The sequence below is a fragment of the Actinacidiphila rubida genome (assembly GCF_900110255.1).
GTDB classification, from domain to species: Bacteria; Actinomycetota; Actinomycetes; order Streptomycetales; family Streptomycetaceae; genus Actinacidiphila; species Actinacidiphila rubida.
Map to the genome: position 1 here is coordinate 166,179 of NZ_FODD01000018.1, position 17,579 is coordinate 183,757.

The 17,579-nt window shown below is 72.7% G+C and carries 17 protein-coding genes and 2 rRNA genes; 3 read left to right on the forward strand and 16 right to left on the reverse strand.

All coding sequences use genetic code 11. The annotated features are described in order from the left end of the window. Window positions 1–123: 123 nt before the first annotated feature. From BMW99_RS19440 to BMW99_RS19465, 6 genes are all read right to left on the reverse strand, one after another. Complete coding sequence (locus tag BMW99_RS19440; RefSeq protein WP_069462967.1) at window positions 124–1,785, reverse strand: bifunctional uroporphyrinogen-III C-methyltransferase/uroporphyrinogen-III synthase; 1,662 nt, start codon at window positions 1,783–1,785, stop codon at window positions 124–126. Next, window positions 1,782–2,783, reverse strand: coding sequence for a hydroxymethylbilane synthase (gene hemC / locus BMW99_RS19445; protein WP_069462968.1), 1,002 nt, complete (start codon window positions 2,781–2,783; stop codon window positions 1,782–1,784). The genes BMW99_RS19440 and hemC overlap by 4 nt, the downstream gene beginning before the upstream one ends. Then, window positions 2,780–4,132, reverse strand: coding sequence for a glutamyl-tRNA reductase (locus BMW99_RS19450; RefSeq protein WP_069462969.1), 1,353 nt, complete (start codon window positions 4,130–4,132; stop codon window positions 2,780–2,782). Before BMW99_RS19450 ends, hemC begins: the two co-directional genes overlap by 4 nt. Then, window positions 4,129–4,842, reverse strand: coding sequence for a redox-sensing transcriptional repressor Rex (locus BMW99_RS19455; RefSeq protein WP_069462970.1), 714 nt, complete (start codon window positions 4,840–4,842; stop codon window positions 4,129–4,131). The genes BMW99_RS19450 and BMW99_RS19455 overlap by 4 nt, the downstream gene beginning before the upstream one ends. A gap of 131 nt (window positions 4,843–4,973) precedes the next feature. Next, on the reverse strand, window positions 4,974–5,768 hold the full coding sequence (locus BMW99_RS19460) for a 3'-5' exonuclease (RefSeq protein WP_245791541.1): 795 nt from the start codon (window positions 5,766–5,768) through the stop codon (window positions 4,974–4,976). Window positions 5,769–5,858: 90 nt separating this feature from the next. After that, a complete protein-coding gene (locus tag BMW99_RS19465) occupies window positions 5,859–6,095 on the reverse strand; it encodes a glutaredoxin family protein (RefSeq protein WP_069465517.1) in 237 nt (78 codons plus the stop codon). 93 nt (window positions 6,096–6,188) lie between these two features. On the opposite strand from BMW99_RS19465, the gene BMW99_RS19470 reads away from it, so the two are divergent. From BMW99_RS19470 to BMW99_RS19480, 3 genes are all read left to right on the forward strand, one after another. Continuing rightward, the gene (locus BMW99_RS19470; protein ID WP_075017221.1) at window positions 6,189–7,127 is read left to right on the forward strand and encodes an HAD family hydrolase; all 939 of its coding nucleotides are present in this window, start codon (window positions 6,189–6,191) and stop codon (window positions 7,125–7,127) included. Window positions 7,128–7,434: 307 nt separating this feature from the next. Beyond that, a complete protein-coding gene (locus BMW99_RS19475) occupies window positions 7,435–8,289 on the forward strand; it encodes an ECF subfamily RNA polymerase sigma factor, BldN family (protein WP_075017222.1) in 855 nt (284 codons plus the stop codon). A 243-nt stretch (window positions 8,290–8,532) separates the two neighbouring features. After that, the gene (locus BMW99_RS19480) at window positions 8,533–9,804 is read left to right on the forward strand and encodes a DUF5667 domain-containing protein (protein ID WP_075017223.1); all 1,272 of its coding nucleotides are present in this window, start codon (window positions 8,533–8,535) and stop codon (window positions 9,802–9,804) included. 242 nt (window positions 9,805–10,046) lie between these two features. On the opposite strand, the gene BMW99_RS19485 is transcribed toward BMW99_RS19480, so the two are convergent. The 10 genes from BMW99_RS19485 to BMW99_RS19530 form a co-directional block, all read right to left on the reverse strand. Further along, a complete protein-coding gene (locus BMW99_RS19485) occupies window positions 10,047–11,318 on the reverse strand; it encodes a lysophospholipid acyltransferase family protein (protein ID WP_075017224.1) in 1,272 nt (423 codons plus the stop codon). Window positions 11,319–11,356: 38 nt separating this feature from the next. Next, entirely contained in the window at window positions 11,357–12,442 is a 1,086-nt protein-coding gene (locus BMW99_RS19490; protein WP_075017234.1) for an NAD-dependent epimerase/dehydratase family protein, read from the reverse strand. 157 nt (window positions 12,443–12,599) lie between these two features. After that, entirely contained in the window at window positions 12,600–12,815 is a 216-nt protein-coding gene (locus tag BMW99_RS43330; RefSeq protein ID WP_456049150.1) for a 30S ribosomal protein bS22, read from the reverse strand. Between the two features lie 20 nt (window positions 12,816–12,835). Continuing rightward, a complete protein-coding gene (locus tag BMW99_RS19500) occupies window positions 12,836–13,048 on the reverse strand; it encodes a helix-turn-helix domain-containing protein (protein WP_069461998.1) in 213 nt (70 codons plus the stop codon). Between the two features lie 127 nt (window positions 13,049–13,175). Beyond that, on the reverse strand, window positions 13,176–13,988 hold the full coding sequence (locus tag BMW99_RS19505; protein ID WP_075017226.1) for a phosphatase: 813 nt from the start codon (window positions 13,986–13,988) through the stop codon (window positions 13,176–13,178). A gap of 76 nt (window positions 13,989–14,064) precedes the next feature. Further along, window positions 14,065–15,240, reverse strand: coding sequence for an acetoin utilization protein AcuC (locus tag BMW99_RS19510; RefSeq protein WP_069462359.1), 1,176 nt, complete (start codon window positions 15,238–15,240; stop codon window positions 14,065–14,067). Further along, on the reverse strand, window positions 15,209–16,447 hold the full coding sequence (locus tag BMW99_RS19515) for an MFS transporter (RefSeq protein WP_176735409.1): 1,239 nt from the start codon (window positions 16,445–16,447) through the stop codon (window positions 15,209–15,211). Before BMW99_RS19515 ends, BMW99_RS19510 begins: the two co-directional genes overlap by 32 nt. A gap of 95 nt (window positions 16,448–16,542) precedes the next feature. Next, a complete protein-coding gene (locus BMW99_RS19520) occupies window positions 16,543–17,190 on the reverse strand; it encodes an HAD family hydrolase (protein ID WP_069462358.1) in 648 nt (215 codons plus the stop codon). Between the two features lie 82 nt (window positions 17,191–17,272). Then, window positions 17,273–17,389, reverse strand: a 5S ribosomal RNA gene (gene rrf, locus BMW99_RS19525). A gap of 95 nt (window positions 17,390–17,484) precedes the next feature. Further along, window positions 17,485–17,579: ribosomal RNA gene (locus BMW99_RS19530) — 23S ribosomal RNA — on the reverse strand; the annotation flags it as partial.

The window sequence follows — 17,579 nt, forward strand, 5'->3', positions numbered from 1 at the left end:
CGGGACCCCCGGGACACCGCAGTCCCGCGCCGCGCCGGCCGCACGGCCGTCACGGGCGGGGCCGGACCCCTGGGGCGGTCGCCGCCCGGGGAGCCCGGCCCGGTGGATCCGGTGCGCGCCCGGTCAGACGCGGCGGCGGCGGGCGCCGGGGCGCCGCTCGCTGGGCCGCGTGACGGGGTCGCCGGCCTCCTCGGCGGCGGCCCGGCGGGCCGTGCCGAAGTCGGCCAGTGCCTGCGCGAGCGCCAGCACCGACGGCTCGGGAGCCATCACGTCCACCCGGAGCCCGTGCTCCTCGGCGGTCTTCGCGGTGGCCGGACCGATGCAGGCGATCACCGTGACGTTGTGCGGCTTGCCCGCGATGCCGACGAGGTTCCGCACGGTCGAGGACGAGGTGAACAGCACGGCGTCGAAGCCGCCGCCCTTGATCGCCTCACGGGTGTCGGCCGGCGGCGGCGACGCCCGCACGGTGCGGTACGCCGTGACGTCGTCGACCTCCCAGCCCAGCTCGACCAGCCCGGCCACCAGCGTCTCGGTGGCGATGTCGGCCCGCGGCAGGAACACGCGGTCGATCGGGTCGAAGACCGGGTCGTAGGGCGGCCAGTCCTCCAGCAGTCCGGCCGCGGACTGCTCGCCGCTGGGCATCAGGTCCGGCTTCACACCGAACTCCACCAGCGCCTGCGCGGTCTGCTCGCCGACCGCCGCGACCTTGATCCCGGCGAACGCCCGGGCGTCCAGGCCGTACTCCTCGAACTTCTCGCGGACCGCCTTGACCGCGTTGACCGAGGTGAAGGCGATCCACTCGTAGCGGCCGGTGACCAGGCCCTTGACCGCCCGCTCCATCTGCTGCGGGGTGCGCGGCGGCTCGACGGCGATGGTCGGCACCTCGTGCGGCACCGCGCCGTAGGAGCGCAACTGGTCGGACAGGGACGCGGCCTGCTCCTTGGTGCGCGGCACCAGGACCCGCCAGCCGAACAGCGGCTTGGTCTCGAACCACGACAGATGCTCGCGCTGCTCGGTGCCCTCGCCCACGACGGCTATCGCGGCGATCGGGCCCTCCGGCGTCGGCAGCGCCTTGGTCGCCTTCAGCTCGGCGGCGATGCTGGACAGCGTGGCCGTCCAGGTGCGCTGCCGGGTGGTGGTGCCGGCGACGGTGACGGTCAGCCGGCTGTCCGGCTTGCGGCCGGCGGTGATCAGCTCGGCCGCCGCGGCGGCGACGGTCTGCAGGGTCGTGGACACCACGAGCGTCGCGGAGCTGGCGCCGACCTCGGACCAGCAGCGCTCCGAGGCGGTCGCGGCGTCCACGAACCGGACGTCGCCGCTGAGCGGCACGCCGGCGTAGGCGGGCACGCCCACGGCGGCGGCCACGCCCGGCACCACCTCGAAGGGGATGCCGGCGCGGGCGCAGGCGAGCATCTCGGCGGCCGCGGAGGCGTCCAGCCCCGGGTCGCCGGAGATCGCACGCACCACCCGCTTGCCGGTCCGCGCGGACGCCATGACAAGCTGTGCGGCAGCAGTGGACGCGTCGGCGCCGGTCTCCAACGGCTCGCCGTCGGCGGTGGGTTGTGCCGTGCCCACGTCGGCACGGGCGTGCGTGCGGACGACGTCGAGCACGGGTGCGTCGGCGACCAGCAGGTCGGCCAGCGCGAGCGCCTCGACGGCTCTCAGCGTCAGCAGTCCGGGGTCGCCGGGGCCGGCCCCGAGGAAGGTGACGTGGCCTGAGGCGGTCCCGGCGGGACCGGCTGGTGCGCCGGCGGCGGTGGTCGTAGCGACGGCAGCGGGGTTCAAGGTGTGCGCTCCCCCATAAGACCGGCCGCGCCCTTGGCGAGCATCTCGGCGGCGAGCTCGCGGCCGAGGGCCCGCGCTTCGCCGTCCGATGCCGGAACGGGGCCGGTGATGGACATCTGCACCAGTTCGGTGCCGTCGGTCGTGCCGACGACGCCGCGCAGGCGCAGCTCGGTAATCTGCCCGTCGGCCACGAGGTCGGCCAGCGCGCCCACAGGGGCGGAGCAGCCGGCCTCCAGGGCGGCGAGCAGGGATCGTTCGGCGGTCACGGCGACCCGGGTGAACGGGTCGTCGAGCTCGGCGAGCTGTGCGGCCAGCTCCGGACGGGAGGCGGCGCACTCGACCGCCAGCGCTCCCTGGCCGGGGGCGGGCAGTACGGCGTCGGCCTCGATCAGCTCGCTCGCCTCGGCGAGCCTGCCGATACGGTTCAGCCCGGCGGCGGCCAGCACGACCGCGTCGAGCTTGCCGGAGGTAACGTACCCGATCCGCGTGTCAACGTTGCCCCGGATCGGGACCGTCTCGATCTGCAGACGGTGCCCCCGGGCCCATGCGTTGAGCTGGGCCATCCGCCGCGGCGAGCCGGTGCCGATCCGCGCCGGCCGGCCCAGCCGGTCCAGCGTCCGGAAGGTCAGTCCGCCGCTCGCCACCAGGGCGTCCCTCGGGTCCTCGCGGACCGGGACGGCCGCCAGCACGAGGCCCTCGGGCGCCGCGGTGGGCAGGTCCTTGAGGCTGTGCACGGCGAAGTCGATGTGCCCGGCCAGCAGCGCGTCGCGCAGCGCGGAGACGAACACGCCGGTGCCGCCGATCTGCGCGAGCTGCTCGCGGGAGACGTCCCCGTACGTGGTGATCTCGACGAGTTCGACCTCGCGGCCGGTGACCTGGCGCACCTGCGCGGCGACCATGCCCGACTGCGCCATGGCGAGCTTGCTGCGCCGGGTGCCCAGCCGCAGCGGGCCGGAGCCCTGTGCGGCGCCCTGGTGGGCGCCTGCCGTGGCGTTCACCGAAGTCCCTCGATTCCGTTGGGCGGGACCTGGACCGCAGGCCGTTCGGCGCGGGAGACGGCGGCGACCGCCTGCGGGTCGAGGTCGAAGAGTTCACGCAGCGCGTCGGCGTACCCGGCACCGCCGGGCTCGCCCGCGAGCTGCTTGACGCGCACGGTCGGCGCGTGCAGGAGCTTGTCGACGACGCGGCGGACGGTCTGGGTGATCTCCGCGCGCTCCTTGTCGTCCAGATCCGGCAGCCTACCGTCGAGCCGGGCCAGTTCGCCCGCGACGACGTCGGCCGCCATCGCCCGCAGGGCGACCACGGTCGGGGTGATCCGGGCGGCCCGTTGGGCCGCGCCGAACGCCTCGACCTCCTCGGAGACGATCGCCCGGACCTGGTCCACGTCGGCGGCCATCGGCGCGTCCGCGGACGCGGCCGCCAGGGTCTCTATGTCCACCAGGTGCACGTCGACCAGGCGGTGCGCGGCCGCGTCGACGTCACGCGGCATGGCGAGGTCGAGGACCGCCAACGTGGCGCCCTCGGCACGGTCTTCGGTGGCCCGGCGCAGGTCGTCGGCGGTCAGCACCAGGCCCGTCGCGCCGGTGCACGACACGACGATGTCGGCGTCGGCGAGCGCCGCCGGCACCTCGGCCATGGCGATCGCCCGCGCGTCGGTGCCCTGTTCGGCCAGCAGGTGGGCGAGCCGCTCGGCGCGCTCGGCGGTGCGGTTGGCGATCACCAGGTCGCGCACCCCGGCCCTGGCCAGCGTGGCCGCGGCCAGCGAGGACATCGAGCCCGCGCCGACCACCAGCGCCCGCCGCCCGGCCAGCGGGCCGGTGGTGGGGGCCAGTTGGGCCAGCCCGAAGGTGACGAGGGACTGCCCCGCGCGGTCGATGCCGGTCTCGGAGTGGGCCCGCTTGCCGACCCGCAGGGCCTGCTGGAACAGGTCGTTGAGCATCCGGCCGGCGCTGTGCAGGTCCTGCGCGACGGCGAGCGCGTCCTTGATCTGGCCGAGGATCTGGCCCTCGCCGACGACCATGGAGTCCAGCCCGCACGCCACCGACAGCAGGTGGTGCACGGCCCGGTCCTCGTAGTGCACGTACAGGTGCGGGGTCAGCTCGTCCAGGCCGACGCCGCTGTGCTGGGCCAGCAGCGTGGACAGTTCGGCCACGCCCGCGTGGAACTTGTCCACGTCCGCGTACAGCTCGATGCGGTTGCAGGTGGCCAGCACCGCCGCCTCGGTGGCGGGTTCGGCGGCCAGCGCGTCCTGCAGCAGCTTGGCGCGCGCGTCCTCGGTGAGGGCGGCGCGCTCCAGCACGCTGACGGGCGCGGTGCGGTGGCTGAGACCGACGACGAGCAGACTCATGCCGGCATCACCGCGGGGACGTCCCCGTCCGGCTCCTGACGGTCGTCCTCACCGGCCTTGCGCTGCTCGTGGAAGGCGAGGATCTGCAGCTCGATCGACAGGTCGACCTTGCGCACGTCCACGCCGTCGGGCACCGACAGCACGGTGGGGGCGAAGTTGAGGATGGAGGTGACGCCGGCCGCGACGAGGCGGTCGGTCACTTCCTGGGCGGCGCCGGCCGGGGTGGCGATGACGCCGATGGAGACCTGGTTGTCGGCGACGATCGACTCCAGTTCGTCGATGTGCCGCACCGGCAGGCCCGCCACGAGGCGCCCGGCCAGGCCCGCGTCGGCGTCGAGCAGGGCGGCGACGCGGAAGCCGCGGGACGCGAAGCCGCCGTAGTTGGCGAGCGCCGCGCCCAGGTTGCCGATACCGACGATGACGACCGGCCAGTCCTGGGTCAGGCCCAGCTCCCGGCTGATCTGGTACACGAGATACTCCACGTCGTAGCCGACGCCTCGCGTGCCGTAGGAGCCGAGGTAGGAGAAGTCCTTGCGCAGCTTGGCCGAGTTGACCCCGGCTGCCGCGGCGAGTTCCTCCGAGGACACGGTGGGCACCGAGCGCTCGGAGAGAGCTGTCAGCGCCCGCAGGTACAGCGGAAGCCTGGCGACGGTGGCCTCGGGAATCCCTCGGCCACGGGTCGCCGGTCGGTGTGATCGGCCAGTTGCCACGGTGCTCCTGCGGGTAGAGCTGGGCTGAGGGCGACCACGGTCTTTGGGGACGCCCCGTGGACGCCAGGCTATGTCTTTGTGAACGCGTGCACAAAGATGGTGTCCGATTTGCCCGGCGGAAGTGATGGGCATCACGCGCCCCCATGCCGGACATTCGGCACCGATCGCCGTACCGGTTCGTTCGCGGGCCGGACTGCCGGATCGGCACCGCGCCGCATCCAGAGTGCGTCGGCGGCCGCCAGAACGCCAGAAGGCTCCGGCCAGCGCAGGGCCGCGGCGTGCGCCAGCCGCTCGCCCAGCCCCGGCAGCGCCGGCGCGTAGTGCGCGAACAGCGCGGCGGTGGTGCGGGCGTCACCGAGCGCGGTGTGCGGACGCCAGTCCGTGACGGCGAGGAGCCCGGCCTCCGCCGCGCAGGCCGCCAGGCTCAGCCCGCGGCCGGGGATGGCGCGTCCGGACGGATCGGGGAGTGCCGACGGATCGGCGAGCCCGGGGAGCGCGGCCGGCTCGGCCCGGCGGGCCCGTTCGGCCCGCTCGGCGGCGATGCGCATCGTGCACAACTCCGGGACGGCGGGCAGCCGCAGCCCGACCCTGGCGTACTCCGCAGCCAGGAACGCCCGGTCGCAGCCCACGTTGTGGCCGACGAGCACGCGGCCGCGCAGCAGCCCCAGCAGCCGGCCGGCGACGCCGGCGAACCGCGGTGCGCCGCCCAGGTGCCCGGGCTCGATGCCGTGGATGTGGGTGGGGCCCACCGGGCCCTGCGGGTCGACGAGGGTGCTGAACTCGCCCTGCGGCTCCAGCTCGCGGTCCAGCAGGACCACGGCGAGCTCCAGCACGCGGTGCCGTCGCGACGAGGAACCCGTCGCCTCCAGGTCCACCACGGCGAAGCCGGACGGACCCTGGGTGCGGCCGGGGGGACCCGAGAGCACGGCACACTCCTCACGCATCACCCCCGGACGTACAAAACGCCCCTGATGGTAATCGAATGCGTGCGAGTGCAGGTAATCCGGCAAAAACGGTCAGGCGGTGAGCGCGCTCCGCAGCCGCTTCTCGTCGACGCGCCAGAACGTGTGCTGCTCGCCGTCGACCAGCACCACCGGGATCTGCTCCCAGTAGCGGTCGTACAACTCGGCGTCCTGCGTGATGTCCTGCTCGGTGACCGCCGCTCCGGTCTCGGCGGCGACCTTCCCGATCACCGCGCGCGCGTCGTCGCACAGGTGGCAGCCGGGCTTCGCGATCAACGTGACAGTCCTCATACGGTCAAGGTAAGGGAAACGCGTCGCATGGAGTTCACACACCCGCTTCGTGCACGCACCGGGGTTGCCCCGCAAGGTGGTTATGCTCGCGACATGGCCGCTCTCAAATGGCTCACCCCCCGCAAGCAGTCCGCCACGGATCGGAGCGTGGTGGCGGGCGAGGCCGCCGCCGCGGCCGCGGAGGCCGCGCTGGGTACCGAGGCGTACCCCGAACCGGAGACCGCGCCCTCCGTGGAGGAGCCGGCGTTCCCGGTGGTGGGAGACCCGCGGGCCGCCGCCTTCTTCGACCTGGACAACACCGTGATGCAGGGCGCCGCCCTCTTCCACTTCGGCCGCGGCCTGTACAAGCGGAAGTTCTTCGCCAAGCGCGACCTGGTCCGCTTCGCCTGGCAGCAGGCCTACTTCAGGATGGCCGGCCAGGAGGACCCCGAGCACATGCAGGAGGCGCGCGACAGCGCGCTGTCCATCGTCAAGGGCCACCGCGTCGAGGAACTGATGTCCATCGGCGAGGAGATCTACGACGAGTACATGGCCGGGAAGATCTGGCCCGGCACCCGCGCCCTCGCCCAGGCGCACCTCGACGCGGGCCAGCGGGTGTGGCTGGTGACCGCGGCACCGGTCGAGACCGCCACCATCATCGCCCGCCGGCTGGGCCTGACCGGCGCGCTGGGCACCGTCGCGGAGTCCGAGGGCGGCGTCTACACCGGGCGCCTGGTCGGCGAGCCGCTGCACGGCCCGGCGAAGGCCGAGGCGGTGCGGGCGCTGGCGACCACCGAGGACCTGGACCTGTCGCGGTGCGCGGCCTACAGCGACTCGCACAACGACATCCCGATGCTGTCGCTCGTCGGCCACCCGTACGCGATCAACCCCGACAGCGGGCTGCGCAAGCACGCCCGCAGCCAGGGCTGGCTGCTGCGCGACTACCGCACCGGGCGGAAGGCGGCGAAGATCGGCATTCCCGCGGCGGCCGGCATGGGCGCGCTCGCCGGCGGTGTGATCGCGGGCGTCGCCATTCACCGCAAGCGCGGCTGAGAACGGCCCCGACCCGGTTCTGGCACGGGCGGTCACGCCCCGGTTATCCCTCACGCCACACGCGCACAACACGCTCTCTCCGCGAGCATTTCACGAGCGGAAGTGGTCAACTCCCATCACTCGTTCGATAATTGACCCGACCCGATTCCGTACAGGAAGTGGCGGAAACGGCGATTTCGGCAACTCGGTGTAGCGTCGTCAGTACGAAGCGTTATTCTCCTCAGACGCATTCCGGTACCCACACGTCGCCACGACGGGTGAACGGTCCCGTACTGCACGTGATGGAAGTTCTGCCTCTGGGAGTCCCGTGTACCCACACGACGGGGTTGACACCTCCGGCCTGGCTGCGTTGCGCGCACTGGTGGTTGACCGCCTGCTGCGCGCGGTCCCCGCGTACGCCGTGCCCGCCCTCGCCACGTCCGGCCCGACCGTCCCCGGCCCGGCCTACGCGCTGGCCGAAACCAGCACCGCCGCAGGCAGACGCACCCGCAGCGGCACCGCGCGCGGCGGCCGTCACGCCGGTACCGCAGGACCCGCGCACGGCACGGCCACCTCCGACCGCACGGCCGCCGCCGACCGCGGCGCCACGGCCCGCAGGCCCGCGTCCGACACCGACTCCGGCCGCATGATGGACCTGGTCGAGCGCGCCCAGGACGGCGAGACCGAGGCGTTCGGCCGGCTCTACGACCACTACAGCGACACCGTCTACCGGTACATCTACTACCGGGTCGGTTCCAAGGCGACCGCCGAGGACCTGACCAGCGAGACCTTCCTGCGGGCGCTGCGCCGCATCGGCACCTTCACCTGGCAGGGCCGCGACTTCGGCGCCTGGCTGGTGACCATCGCCCGCAACCTGGTCGCCGACCACTTCAAGTCCAGCCGGTTCCGGCTGGAGGTCACCACCGGCGAGATGCTCGACGCCAACGAGGTCGAGCGCAGCCCCGAGGACTCGGTGCTGGAGTCGCTGTCGAACGAGGCGCTGCTGACCGCCGTGCGCAAGCTCAACCCGCAGCAGCAGGAGTGCGTCACGCTGCGCTTCCTGCAGGGCCTGTCGGTCGCCGAGACCGCGCGCGTGATGGGCAAGAACGAGGGCGCCATCAAGACCCTCCAGTACCGAGCCGTCCGCACCCTGGCCAGGCTCCTCCCGGAAGACGCGCGGTGAGCCGCCGGTGGTCCGCATACCAGACGCCGCAGCCGCGTGCGGCGGTTCGCCCGTACGGCCGCGGCACGATGATCAGACCTGCGTAACCCAACTGGACCGGCACTCGTTGCATCACGTGCAGACACTTCCAGGCCGCGCGTCCCGTGCCGCCGTTCACTCGATCGGGTGGACGCCGAAGGGCCGTACAACCATCGGGGCGGCACAGGGAGTCGAGTGTGTGGATGACGAGAGGAGGTGCCGCCCGTGATCGGACAGGCAACGGCACACCGCCGGGCGAACGCCTTCGCCCAGGCCCTTGAGGAGAAGGCCCTCGAGGACACCCCCGTCGCCGGCGCGCCGGACGGCAGCCAGGGGGGCCACGGAAGCCACCACGGTGGTGCCCGGGGCGAACACGGCGGCACGCACGGCGCCCATGCCGCCGCGCGGCACGCCGATCCCGATCAGGCCGCGCTGGTCGCGCTGGCCGCGGCCATCAGCTCCCGGCCGCGCCCGGTCATGGACGCGGAGAAGAAGACCGTCCAGCGCGCGCAGCTGATCGCCGCGATGGAACAGGCGATCGCCGACGGCAGCTTCGCCGAGGGCCGCGTGCCGGAACAGCGCACGGAGACGCACCACAGCCACCGGGCCACCGGGCTGGGCAAGCTCACCCCGCGCTCCCGGCTCTCGCGGCGCCTGGCCGTCGGCGGGCTGTCGGTCAGCGTGGCCGCCGGCGCCCTCGGCGGCGTCGCGGCCGCCAGCACCGACGCGCTGCCCGGCGACACCCTCTACGGCCTCAAGCGGGGCATGGAGGACCTGAAGCTGGACATGGCCAACGGCGACGCGTCGCGCGGCCAGGTCTACCTCGACATGGCCGCCACCCGCATGCAGGAGGCGCGCCGGCTCATGGACCGCGGCCGCGGCGGGGACCTCGACCCCGACTCGGTCGCCGAGGTCCGCAAGGCGCTGTCCGGGATGCACCAGGAGGTCGCCGAGGCGCACCGCCTGCTCACCCAGGCCTACCAGGACGACGGCTCCCTGCAGCCCATGGAGATGCTGAACACCTTCGCGCAGAACCACCGGCAGGGCTGGACCGACCTGCGCGGAAAGCTGCCGAGCCAGCTCACCGACGTCTCCGACCAGGTCTCGTCGGTGCTCGCCGCCATAGACCAGGAAGTCGCCCCGCTGAAGCTGCCCAAGACGCACGACAGCTCCGGCCGCGCCTCCTCCACGCCGAACGACAGCCAGGGCTCCGACGGCACGGGCGGCACCCCCAGCGGTTCCGCGGCCCCGTCCACGTCGGCCTCGGCCGGCGGCCGGACGACGGGCACGGGCACGCCGTCGGCGTCGCCGTCGGGCACCGCGGACAACGGGCTGATCGGCGGTTCGAACCTGCTGAACCCGAACCCGTCGAGCTCGTCGCCGACCGGGACACCGACCGGGACACCCACCGGCCAGAACCACTCGGTGGTCCTGCCGCCGCTGCTCCCCGGCCTCCTGCCGGGCCTGGGCCTGACGTCGGACACCGACGCCGAGTAGCCCGGCCCCGGCACCACCGCCCGACCGCGCCGGTGCGGCGGCGGCCCCGTCAGAAGAAGACGGACCGCCGCTGCACCAGCAGCTCGTACAGCGTGTGCCGGACGGACTGGATCCTCTCGACGCCGCCCTCGCACCGCTCGCCCCCCGGGGGGCCTCCCGGGCTTCGGCCGGCTGTGCCGGACTCCGTCCGGCGACCCGGCCACCCGCCATCCGGTCCCGGAAGCCGCCGGCGCAAAGCCCCGTCAGAAGAAGACGGACCGCCGCTGCACCAGCAGCTCGTACAGCGTGTGCTGGATGGTTTCGCGGACCTGGTCGGTGAGGTTGAAGACCAGCATCGGGTCCTCCGCGGCCTCCGCCGGATACGTGTCGGTGGGGATCGGCGTCCCGAACTGGATCGTCCACTTGGTGGGAAGGGGAACCAGCCCCAGCGGTCCCAGCCAGGGGAACGTCGGCGTCAGCGGGAAGTAGGGGACGCCGAGCATGCGGGCGGCGGTCCGCGAGTTCCCGATCATCGGGTAGATCTCCTCCGCGCCCACCACCGAGCACGGGATGATCGGCACCCCCGTCTTCAGCGCGGTCGCCACGAACCCGCCGCGCCCGAAGCGCTGCAGCTTGTAGCGCTCGGAGAACGGCTTGCCGAGGCCCTTGAAGCCCTCCGGCATCACGCCCACGACCTCGCCGCGCTCCAGCAGCATCTGCGCGTCCTCGCTGCACGCCAGCGTGTGCCCGGCCTTGCGGGCCAGTTCGTTGACCAGCGGCAGCATGAACACCAGGTCCGCGGCGAGCAGCCGCAGGTGCCGCCCCGCCGGGTGGTGGTCGTGCACGGCGACCTGCGCCATCAGCCCGTCCATCGGCAGCGTGCCGGAGTGGTTGCACACCACCAGCGCACCGCCCTCGGCGGGGATGTTCTCGATGCCCTTGACCTCGACCCGGAAATACGTGTCGAACAGCGGCCGCAGCAGCGACATCAGCACCTGGTCGGTGAGGTCCGCGTCGTAGCCGAACTCGTCGACCTCGTAGTCACCGGTGACCCGGCGCCGCAGGAACGCCAGCCCCGAGGCGACCTTCCGCTCCCAGTGGCCGCCCAGCAGCCGGTCCGCCACACCCGTCAGCGCGGCCCCCAGAGAGGGCGCCACGGGCTCCGTGAGGTCCGCTCCTTCCTCGGCGCCACCGGCCGCCCCCGCCGCGTCCTCGCGGCCCTGGGACGGCTCCGTGCGGGCCTCCTGCCCGCCCGCGTCGCGGCTCGCGGCGGCCTGCGCCGGAATCCCCGCGGCCGGCTCCGCTTCCCCGGCGGCGCCCGCCTCGGGGACCGACGCGAGCCCGCCGTGCTCGGCGGCCGCGCCCGTCGCGGGCGACGCCTGCGGCGACCGCGGCGGCTTGGCCGGGGTCTTCGGGCCCTTCGCGGTGCCCGCCGCGTTCGCACTCTTCGCGGTCTTCGCACGGGCGCGGGAGCGGCCGGCGCCCCTGCGGGCCCGCGAGTCCTCGTCGAACGGGATGACCTTCGCGTCGGTCATGGCTTCCGCTCCTTCCGCCGAAACCTGCTCAGAGCTCGTCACGAGCGCACCGCGCCGGCGCCGTCCCGCGCGTCCGCACCGCCGGCCTCCCGGACCGCGGCCGGCAGCACCCCGGCGAGCCGGTCGACGGCACGCGCCATCCGGTCCGGCGGCAGCAGGCCGGGACCGCGGCTGCGGGCGAAGTCGCAGAACGTCTCGTCCGTGGAGTACGCGGGCCGGTACCCGAGCGTCTCACGCATCTGGCGGGTGTCCACCACCCTGCCGTGCGTCAGCAGCCTGATCTGCTCCCGCGAGAAGTCCGTCACCCCGGCCGTGCGCAGCATCTGCCCCACCCAGGTGACGGCCGGCAGGAACACCGGCACCGTCGGCTTGCCCAGCCGCCGGGCCGTCTGCGACAGCAGCAGCACCCCGTCGCCGGCGATGTTGAACGTGCCGCTGTTCAGCGTCCCGCGCCGCGCCTCGAGGGTGGCCACCAGCAGCACGCCCTCCACGTCGTCCTCGTGCACGAACTGCAGCCGCGGGTCGTAGCCGAACACCGTCGGCAGTATCGGCAGGTCGAAGTACTCGGCGAGCGGGGTGTCGGCCCTCGGGCCGAGGATGTTCGCGAACCGCAGCACCGCGACCGCCACGTCCGGGCGCCGCCGCGCGAACCCGCGCACATAGCCCTCGACCTCGACGGCGTCCTTCGCGAACCCGCCGCTGGGCAGCGACTTGACGGGGGTGGTCTCGGTGAAGACCGCCGCGTCGCGCGGCGCCGACCCGTAGACGCTGGTCGTCGACTTCACCACCAGCCGCCGCACGGTCGGCGCCTTCTGGCACGCCCCGAGCAGCTGCATCGTGCCGATGACGTTGGTCTCCTTGGCCTGGGTGCGGCCGCCCGCGCCGAGCGCGGTGCCGCTCACGTCCAGGTGCACCACGGTGTCCACCGAGTGCTGCGCCAGGATCTTGCCGATCATGGGCTGCCGGATGTCGGCCCGCACGAACTCGGCGTCGCCCAGGTCGTGCTCGGGCGGCACCGCGTCGACCGCGATCACCCGTCCGACCTCGGGCTCCCGCTGCACGCGCCGCACGAACCGGCCCGCGAGCTGCCGTGCCACTCCCGTGACGAGGACCACCTTGCCCACCATCAGCGCCTTCCCTGGGAGATGCAGCCACCGTACCGCCCGGGCGTTGCCATGCGGTGAAGCCCCGCCTCACAAAAGCACGGCCCGGTAAAAGCCACCGCCCCCTTGCTCCACCCGGAGGTGGACCAAGGGGGCGGGAAGAGCGGCGGAAGTTCGCCTACTTCTTGTTGCGACGCTGAACACGCGTCCGCTTCAGAAGCTTGCGGTGCTTCTTCTTGGCCATACGCTTACGCCGCTTCTTGATGACAGAGCCCACGACTACCCTCGCTTCGGTTTCACTCGGTGCGGGGCGTCCGAGCCCACACGACCTACGTCGGCCTAGCCTACCCGCCCTCGGGGGGCGTGCGTAACCGAGGCCCACTCGGCCGGTCACCAACCCGTTACCGGGCCTTCTCAGGCAGATTCCACCCCCACGTAGGACTCACGGAGGTAGTCGTGGACGGCCTGCTCCGGAACCCGGAAGGACCGGCCCACGCGGATGGCCGGAAGATGACCACTGTGCACCAGCCGGTACACCGTCATCTTGGACACCCGCATCACCGCCGCGACTTCGGCGACGGTCAGGAATACGACCTCGTTGAGAGGCCGGCTTTCAGTTACAGCCATGACACACCTGAACCTTCCGCACATGACGCCACCGGCTTCCCCTCCGGCGACTCCAACAGGCATGTGCGCTCCCCCACAGATTAGGGGCGGATGATGCAAGTGGGGAAGAGGAGTTGCCAATGGTTGACTACTCCGTCAGCCACGCCCTGCTGAGTACGTACCTCGTCAGTGGCCGATACTCGTCTGCGCGCACCGAATCGTCCACCGGCACCGCGACCGCCACCCGCCCCTCCGCCTCCGCCACGAACACCGCCGGATCGTCGCTGTCCCCCAGCCCGATCGCCTCGAACCCCAACTGACCTGCGCCGCAGATAAATCCATGATCCCCGACGACCAGCCCTGGCAGCACCCCGCCCTGCTCCGCCGCCGCCCCCAGCGCCACCCTGACCGGCAGCGGCGAGTGTGTGTGCACACCCGGCCCCCCGGCCCCGCCCGCGTCGGCCGGACGTAGGACGGCGACGCCTCCCGCGTACCGCAGCACGTGCCTGCGTACGCCGAATGGTGTCGGCACGTCGACGCATCGGCCGTATCCCGGGGTGAGGACCACGCAGCCCGCCGCCGACAGCGCCGCCGCCAAGGAGGCGTAGAACCCCAGCAGGCGATCGGGGTGGCCGGTTCCCAGCAGGACCGGCACCCGGTCGTGCGCCGCCCGCGCCAGCCGCTCCGCGAACGCGTCCAGCGCGGCGAGCGTACAGTCCGGATCGATCACGTCGGCACCCGAGGTGTGCGCCGGATCCGGCGACACCCCGCACCGGTCCGCCATCAGCGTCAGCAACTCCCCGAACCCCCAGGCGCCGACCGGATCCAGACCCAGCGTCTGCCGCGGGTCCCGGGCCGCGAACAGGGCATAGCTGCGCAGGCTCTTCTCCCGCGGGGTCGCCACCGGACCCGCCAGCCTCGCCGCCATCAGATGCGCACGCAGTGCGCCAGCGCTCGCCACCCCCTGATCGTCCCGCCGCGCCCCTCACCCGCGGGCCGAACTCCGCAAACACACCCCGACCGGGTGAAGCCGGACGCTACGGCAGCAGTCCGTGCAGCGGGAACACCGCACGCCGCGTCGCCAGCACGGCCTGGTCCAGGCGGTCCGCCGGGTCGTACCCGGCGTCCGCGAAGGACGCCCACTCGGGGGTGCGCCCGTCGGTCATCCGCAGCGGCGCGGTCGCCCGCGTCCGCGCGTACACCTCCTGCCGCCACTCCTCCGGCACCAGCGTCTCCGGCGCCAGCGGCACGCCCGCGGCGATCGCCACCAGGTGCGTCCAGGTCCGCGGCACCACGTCCGTCACCGCGTAACCGCCGCCGCCCAGCGCGATCCACCGGCCCGCCGCGTGCTCGTGCGCCAGCGCGTGGCAGGCCTCCGCCACCGCTCGCTGCGCGTCCAGCGACACCGCGAGATGGGCCAGCGGGTCCTCGAAGTGGGTGTCCGCGCCGTGCTGCGAGACCACCACCTGCGGGCGGAACGCCGCCACCAGCTCCGGCACCACCGCGTGGAACGCCCGCAGCCAGCCCGCGTCGCCCGTCCCCGCCGGCAGCGCCACGTTCACCGCGCCGCCCTCCGCGGCCGGCCCGCCGGTCTCCTCCGGCCAGCCCGTCTGCGGGAACAGCGTCCGCGGATGCTCGTGCAGCGAGATCGTCAGCACCCGCGGGTCGTCCCAGAACGCCGCCTGCACACCGTCCCCGTGGTGGACGTCCACGTCCACGTACACCACCCGCTCGGCACCCAGCTCCAGCAGCCGCGCCACAGCGAGCGCCGCGTCGTTGTACACGCAGAAGCCCGACGCCGCCGCCGGCATCGCGTGGTGCAGCCCGCCGGCGAAGTTCACCGCGTGCGCGACCTCGCCGCTCCACACCGCCTCGGCCGCACCCACCGACTGCCCGGCGATCAGCGCCGACGCCTCGTGCATCCCGGTGAACGCCGGGTTGTCGTCCGTACCGATCCCGAATCCCTGCTCGGCCGCGCCCCGGGGGTCCTGCGACGCCCGCCGGACCGCGGCCACGTACTCCGACCGGTGCACCAGCGTCAGCGTCGACTCCCCGGCCGCCGGCGCCGCCACCACCGGCAGCGCGCCGTCCAGCCCGAACGCCCGCACCAGGCTGCGGGTGAGCCCCAGCCGCACCGGGTCCATCGGATGCCCGGGACCGAAGTCGTACTGCGTTACCTGCTCATCCCACATCAACTGTGCGCGGCCGCTCATGGCCGACACCGTACCCGGCGGGCTCCGCGGCAAAAGTCCTGGCATAGAACAACGTCGCCCCCACCAGCGCCATCGGCACCAGCATCGCCCACCGGTACGACCACGCGTCGCCCAGCGCCCCCACCAGCGGGGAGCCGACGAGGAACCCGACGTAGTTGAAGATGTTCAGCCGCGCGATCGCCGAGTCCGACGCTCCCGGGAACAGCCGCCCCGCCGCTGCGAACGTCTGCGGAACGATCACGCACAACCCGAGCCCCAGCAGCGTGAACCCGAGCATGCCCACCCAGGCGCCCGGCGCCACCGCCACGACGGCGAACCCGGCCATGGCCACCACCGTGCCCAGCCGCACCACCGGGACGGCCCCGAACCGCCGCACCCCGAAGTCCCCCACCGACCGCCCGATCAGCGTCGTCACCATGTACACCGCGTACGGCACGGTCGACAGCTGCTCCGAGCTGTGCAGGGTGTCCTGCAGGTACTTGGCACTCCAGTTGGAGACGGTGGAGTCCCCGATGTAGGCGAACGCCATCACCAGGCACAGCGGCAGCAGCACCCGCATCACGACCTGCTGGGCACCGTCCTCCGCCGTCCCGTCCGGCCGCCCCTGAGTGAGGGCCGTCCCGGACTGCGCGTCCCGGTACCAGCGGCTCGCCGTCAGCGTCAGGGGTATCAGCACCAGGACGGCGGGCCCGTACATCGCGAGCAGCGACACGTGCCAGTGCGCCCCGGACCACGCCAGCGACGCCCCGATGATCCCGCCGAGGCTGTACGACGCGTGGAAGCCCAGCATGATGCTCTGCCCGTACTCGCGCTGCAGGCTCACCCCGAGCATGTTCATCGACGCGTCCAGGCCGCCGACGCACACCCCGAACAGCGCGAGCGTCACCGCGGCCGTCCACATGCGGTCCCCGGCACCCAGGCCGACCAGCACCAGACCGACCACCGGCTGCACCCAGCGCAGTACGACGCTCGGCCGTACCCGCCTCACCAGCTGCTCGGTGGCCACACTGCCCGCGCCGGCCAGGATCGGCACCGCCGCCAGGAACACCGGCAGCAGGCCGTCGCTGATCCCGTACCGGTCCTGGATCGCCGGAATCCGGGTCACCAGCATGGCGAACAGAGCGCCCTGGGCGAAGAAACTGACCGCGAGAGCGGCCCGGCCGTGCCGCAGAGCCGATGGCCGGTTCACCGGCAGGGCGTCGTCCATAAGGGAGGAGGGTAAGCGCGAAAGCTACGGATGAGTAGATCCCGCGAAGCACCAATGCACCCGCCCCGCACGGCCACGGAGGGAAGGCCGGGCGATCAGCCGGACAGCAGGCCCGGCAGCTCCGCCATGCTCCCGAACAGCGCGCTCGCGCCGGCCAGTTTCTCCGCCGGCGTCATCGCCGTGAACCCCAGGACGTCCATCCCGGCCGCCCTCGCCGCCCGCACGCCCAGCGGGCTGTCCTCCACGACGACGCACCGCTCGGGCGCCACCCCCATCACGGACGCCGCGTGCAGGAAGAGGTCCGGGGCGGGCTTGCCCCGCCCCACGTCCTCGGAGGAGAAGATCCGCTCCTCCCCGAAACGCTCGTACAACCCGGTGGTCCGCAGCGCCACCCTGATCCGCGCATGGCTGCCCGACGACGCCAGGCAGTACGGCACCCCGTCCGCGGCGAGCTTCTCCAGGACGACCTCGCCGCCCGACACCGGCCGCAGCTCCCGCTCGAACGCGGCGAACACCCGTCCCTGGTACGTCGCGTCGAAGTCCGCCGGCAGATCCTGCCCGCTCCGCTCCCGTACGACGTCGTGCACGCGGTGCAGCGCAGCGCCCATGTAGTCCCGCAGGGAGTCCTCGTACGTCGTCGGGTGCCCCAGCTCCGTGAGATACCCCGAGAGGATCGTGTTGGAGAGGGGCTCGCTGTCCACGAGGACACCGTCGTTGTCGAAGATCACCAGGTCGTACCGCACCCCTGCACGGTACAGGGCGGCACAACGCAGAAAAGCGTCAGCCCCCGTGCACGGCACGGGGACTGACGCTTTATCAAGATTTGTTCGGCGGTGACCTACTCTCCCACAGGGTCCCCCCTGCAGTACCATCGGCGCTGAAAGGCTTAGCTTCCGGGTTCGGAATGTAACCGGGCGTTTCCCTAACGCTATGACCACCGAAACTCTATGAAACACCACCCACCCAACAACCCACCACTACTGGTGGGGTGGGTGGTTGCTGGTTGTTTCAGAACCACACAGTGAACGCGAGCATACATGGACAAGCCCTCGGCCTATTAGTACCGGTCAGCTCCACACCTTACGGTGCTTCCACATCCGGCCTATCAACCCAGTCGTCTACTGGGAGCCTT

Bases quoted from the DNA above. Each gene is read 5' to 3' on its own strand.
- BMW99_RS19450 (WP_069462969.1), bottom strand. From the start codon at position 4,132: ATGAGTCTGCTCGTCGTCGGTCTCAGCCACCGCACCGCGCCCGTCAGC.
- BMW99_RS19465 (WP_069465517.1), bottom strand. From the start codon at position 6,095: ATGAGGACTGTCACGTTGATCGCGAAGCCCGGCTGCCACCTGTGCGAC.
- BMW99_RS19470 (WP_075017221.1), top strand. From the start codon at position 6,189: ATGGCCGCTCTCAAATGGCTCACCCCCCGCAAGCAGTCCGCCACGGAT.
- BMW99_RS19485 (WP_075017224.1), bottom strand. From the start codon at position 11,318: ATGACCGACGCGAAGGTCATCCCGTTCGACGAGGACTCGCGGGCCCGC.
- BMW99_RS19500 (WP_069461998.1), bottom strand. From the start codon at position 13,048: ATGGCTGTAACTGAAAGCCGGCCTCTCAACGAGGTCGTATTCCTGACC.
- BMW99_RS19510 (WP_069462359.1), bottom strand. From the start codon at position 15,240: ATGAGCGGCCGCGCACAGTTGATGTGGGATGAGCAGGTAACGCAGTAC.
- BMW99_RS19515 (WP_176735409.1), bottom strand. From the start codon at position 16,447: ATGGACGACGCCCTGCCGGTGAACCGGCCATCGGCTCTGCGGCACGGC.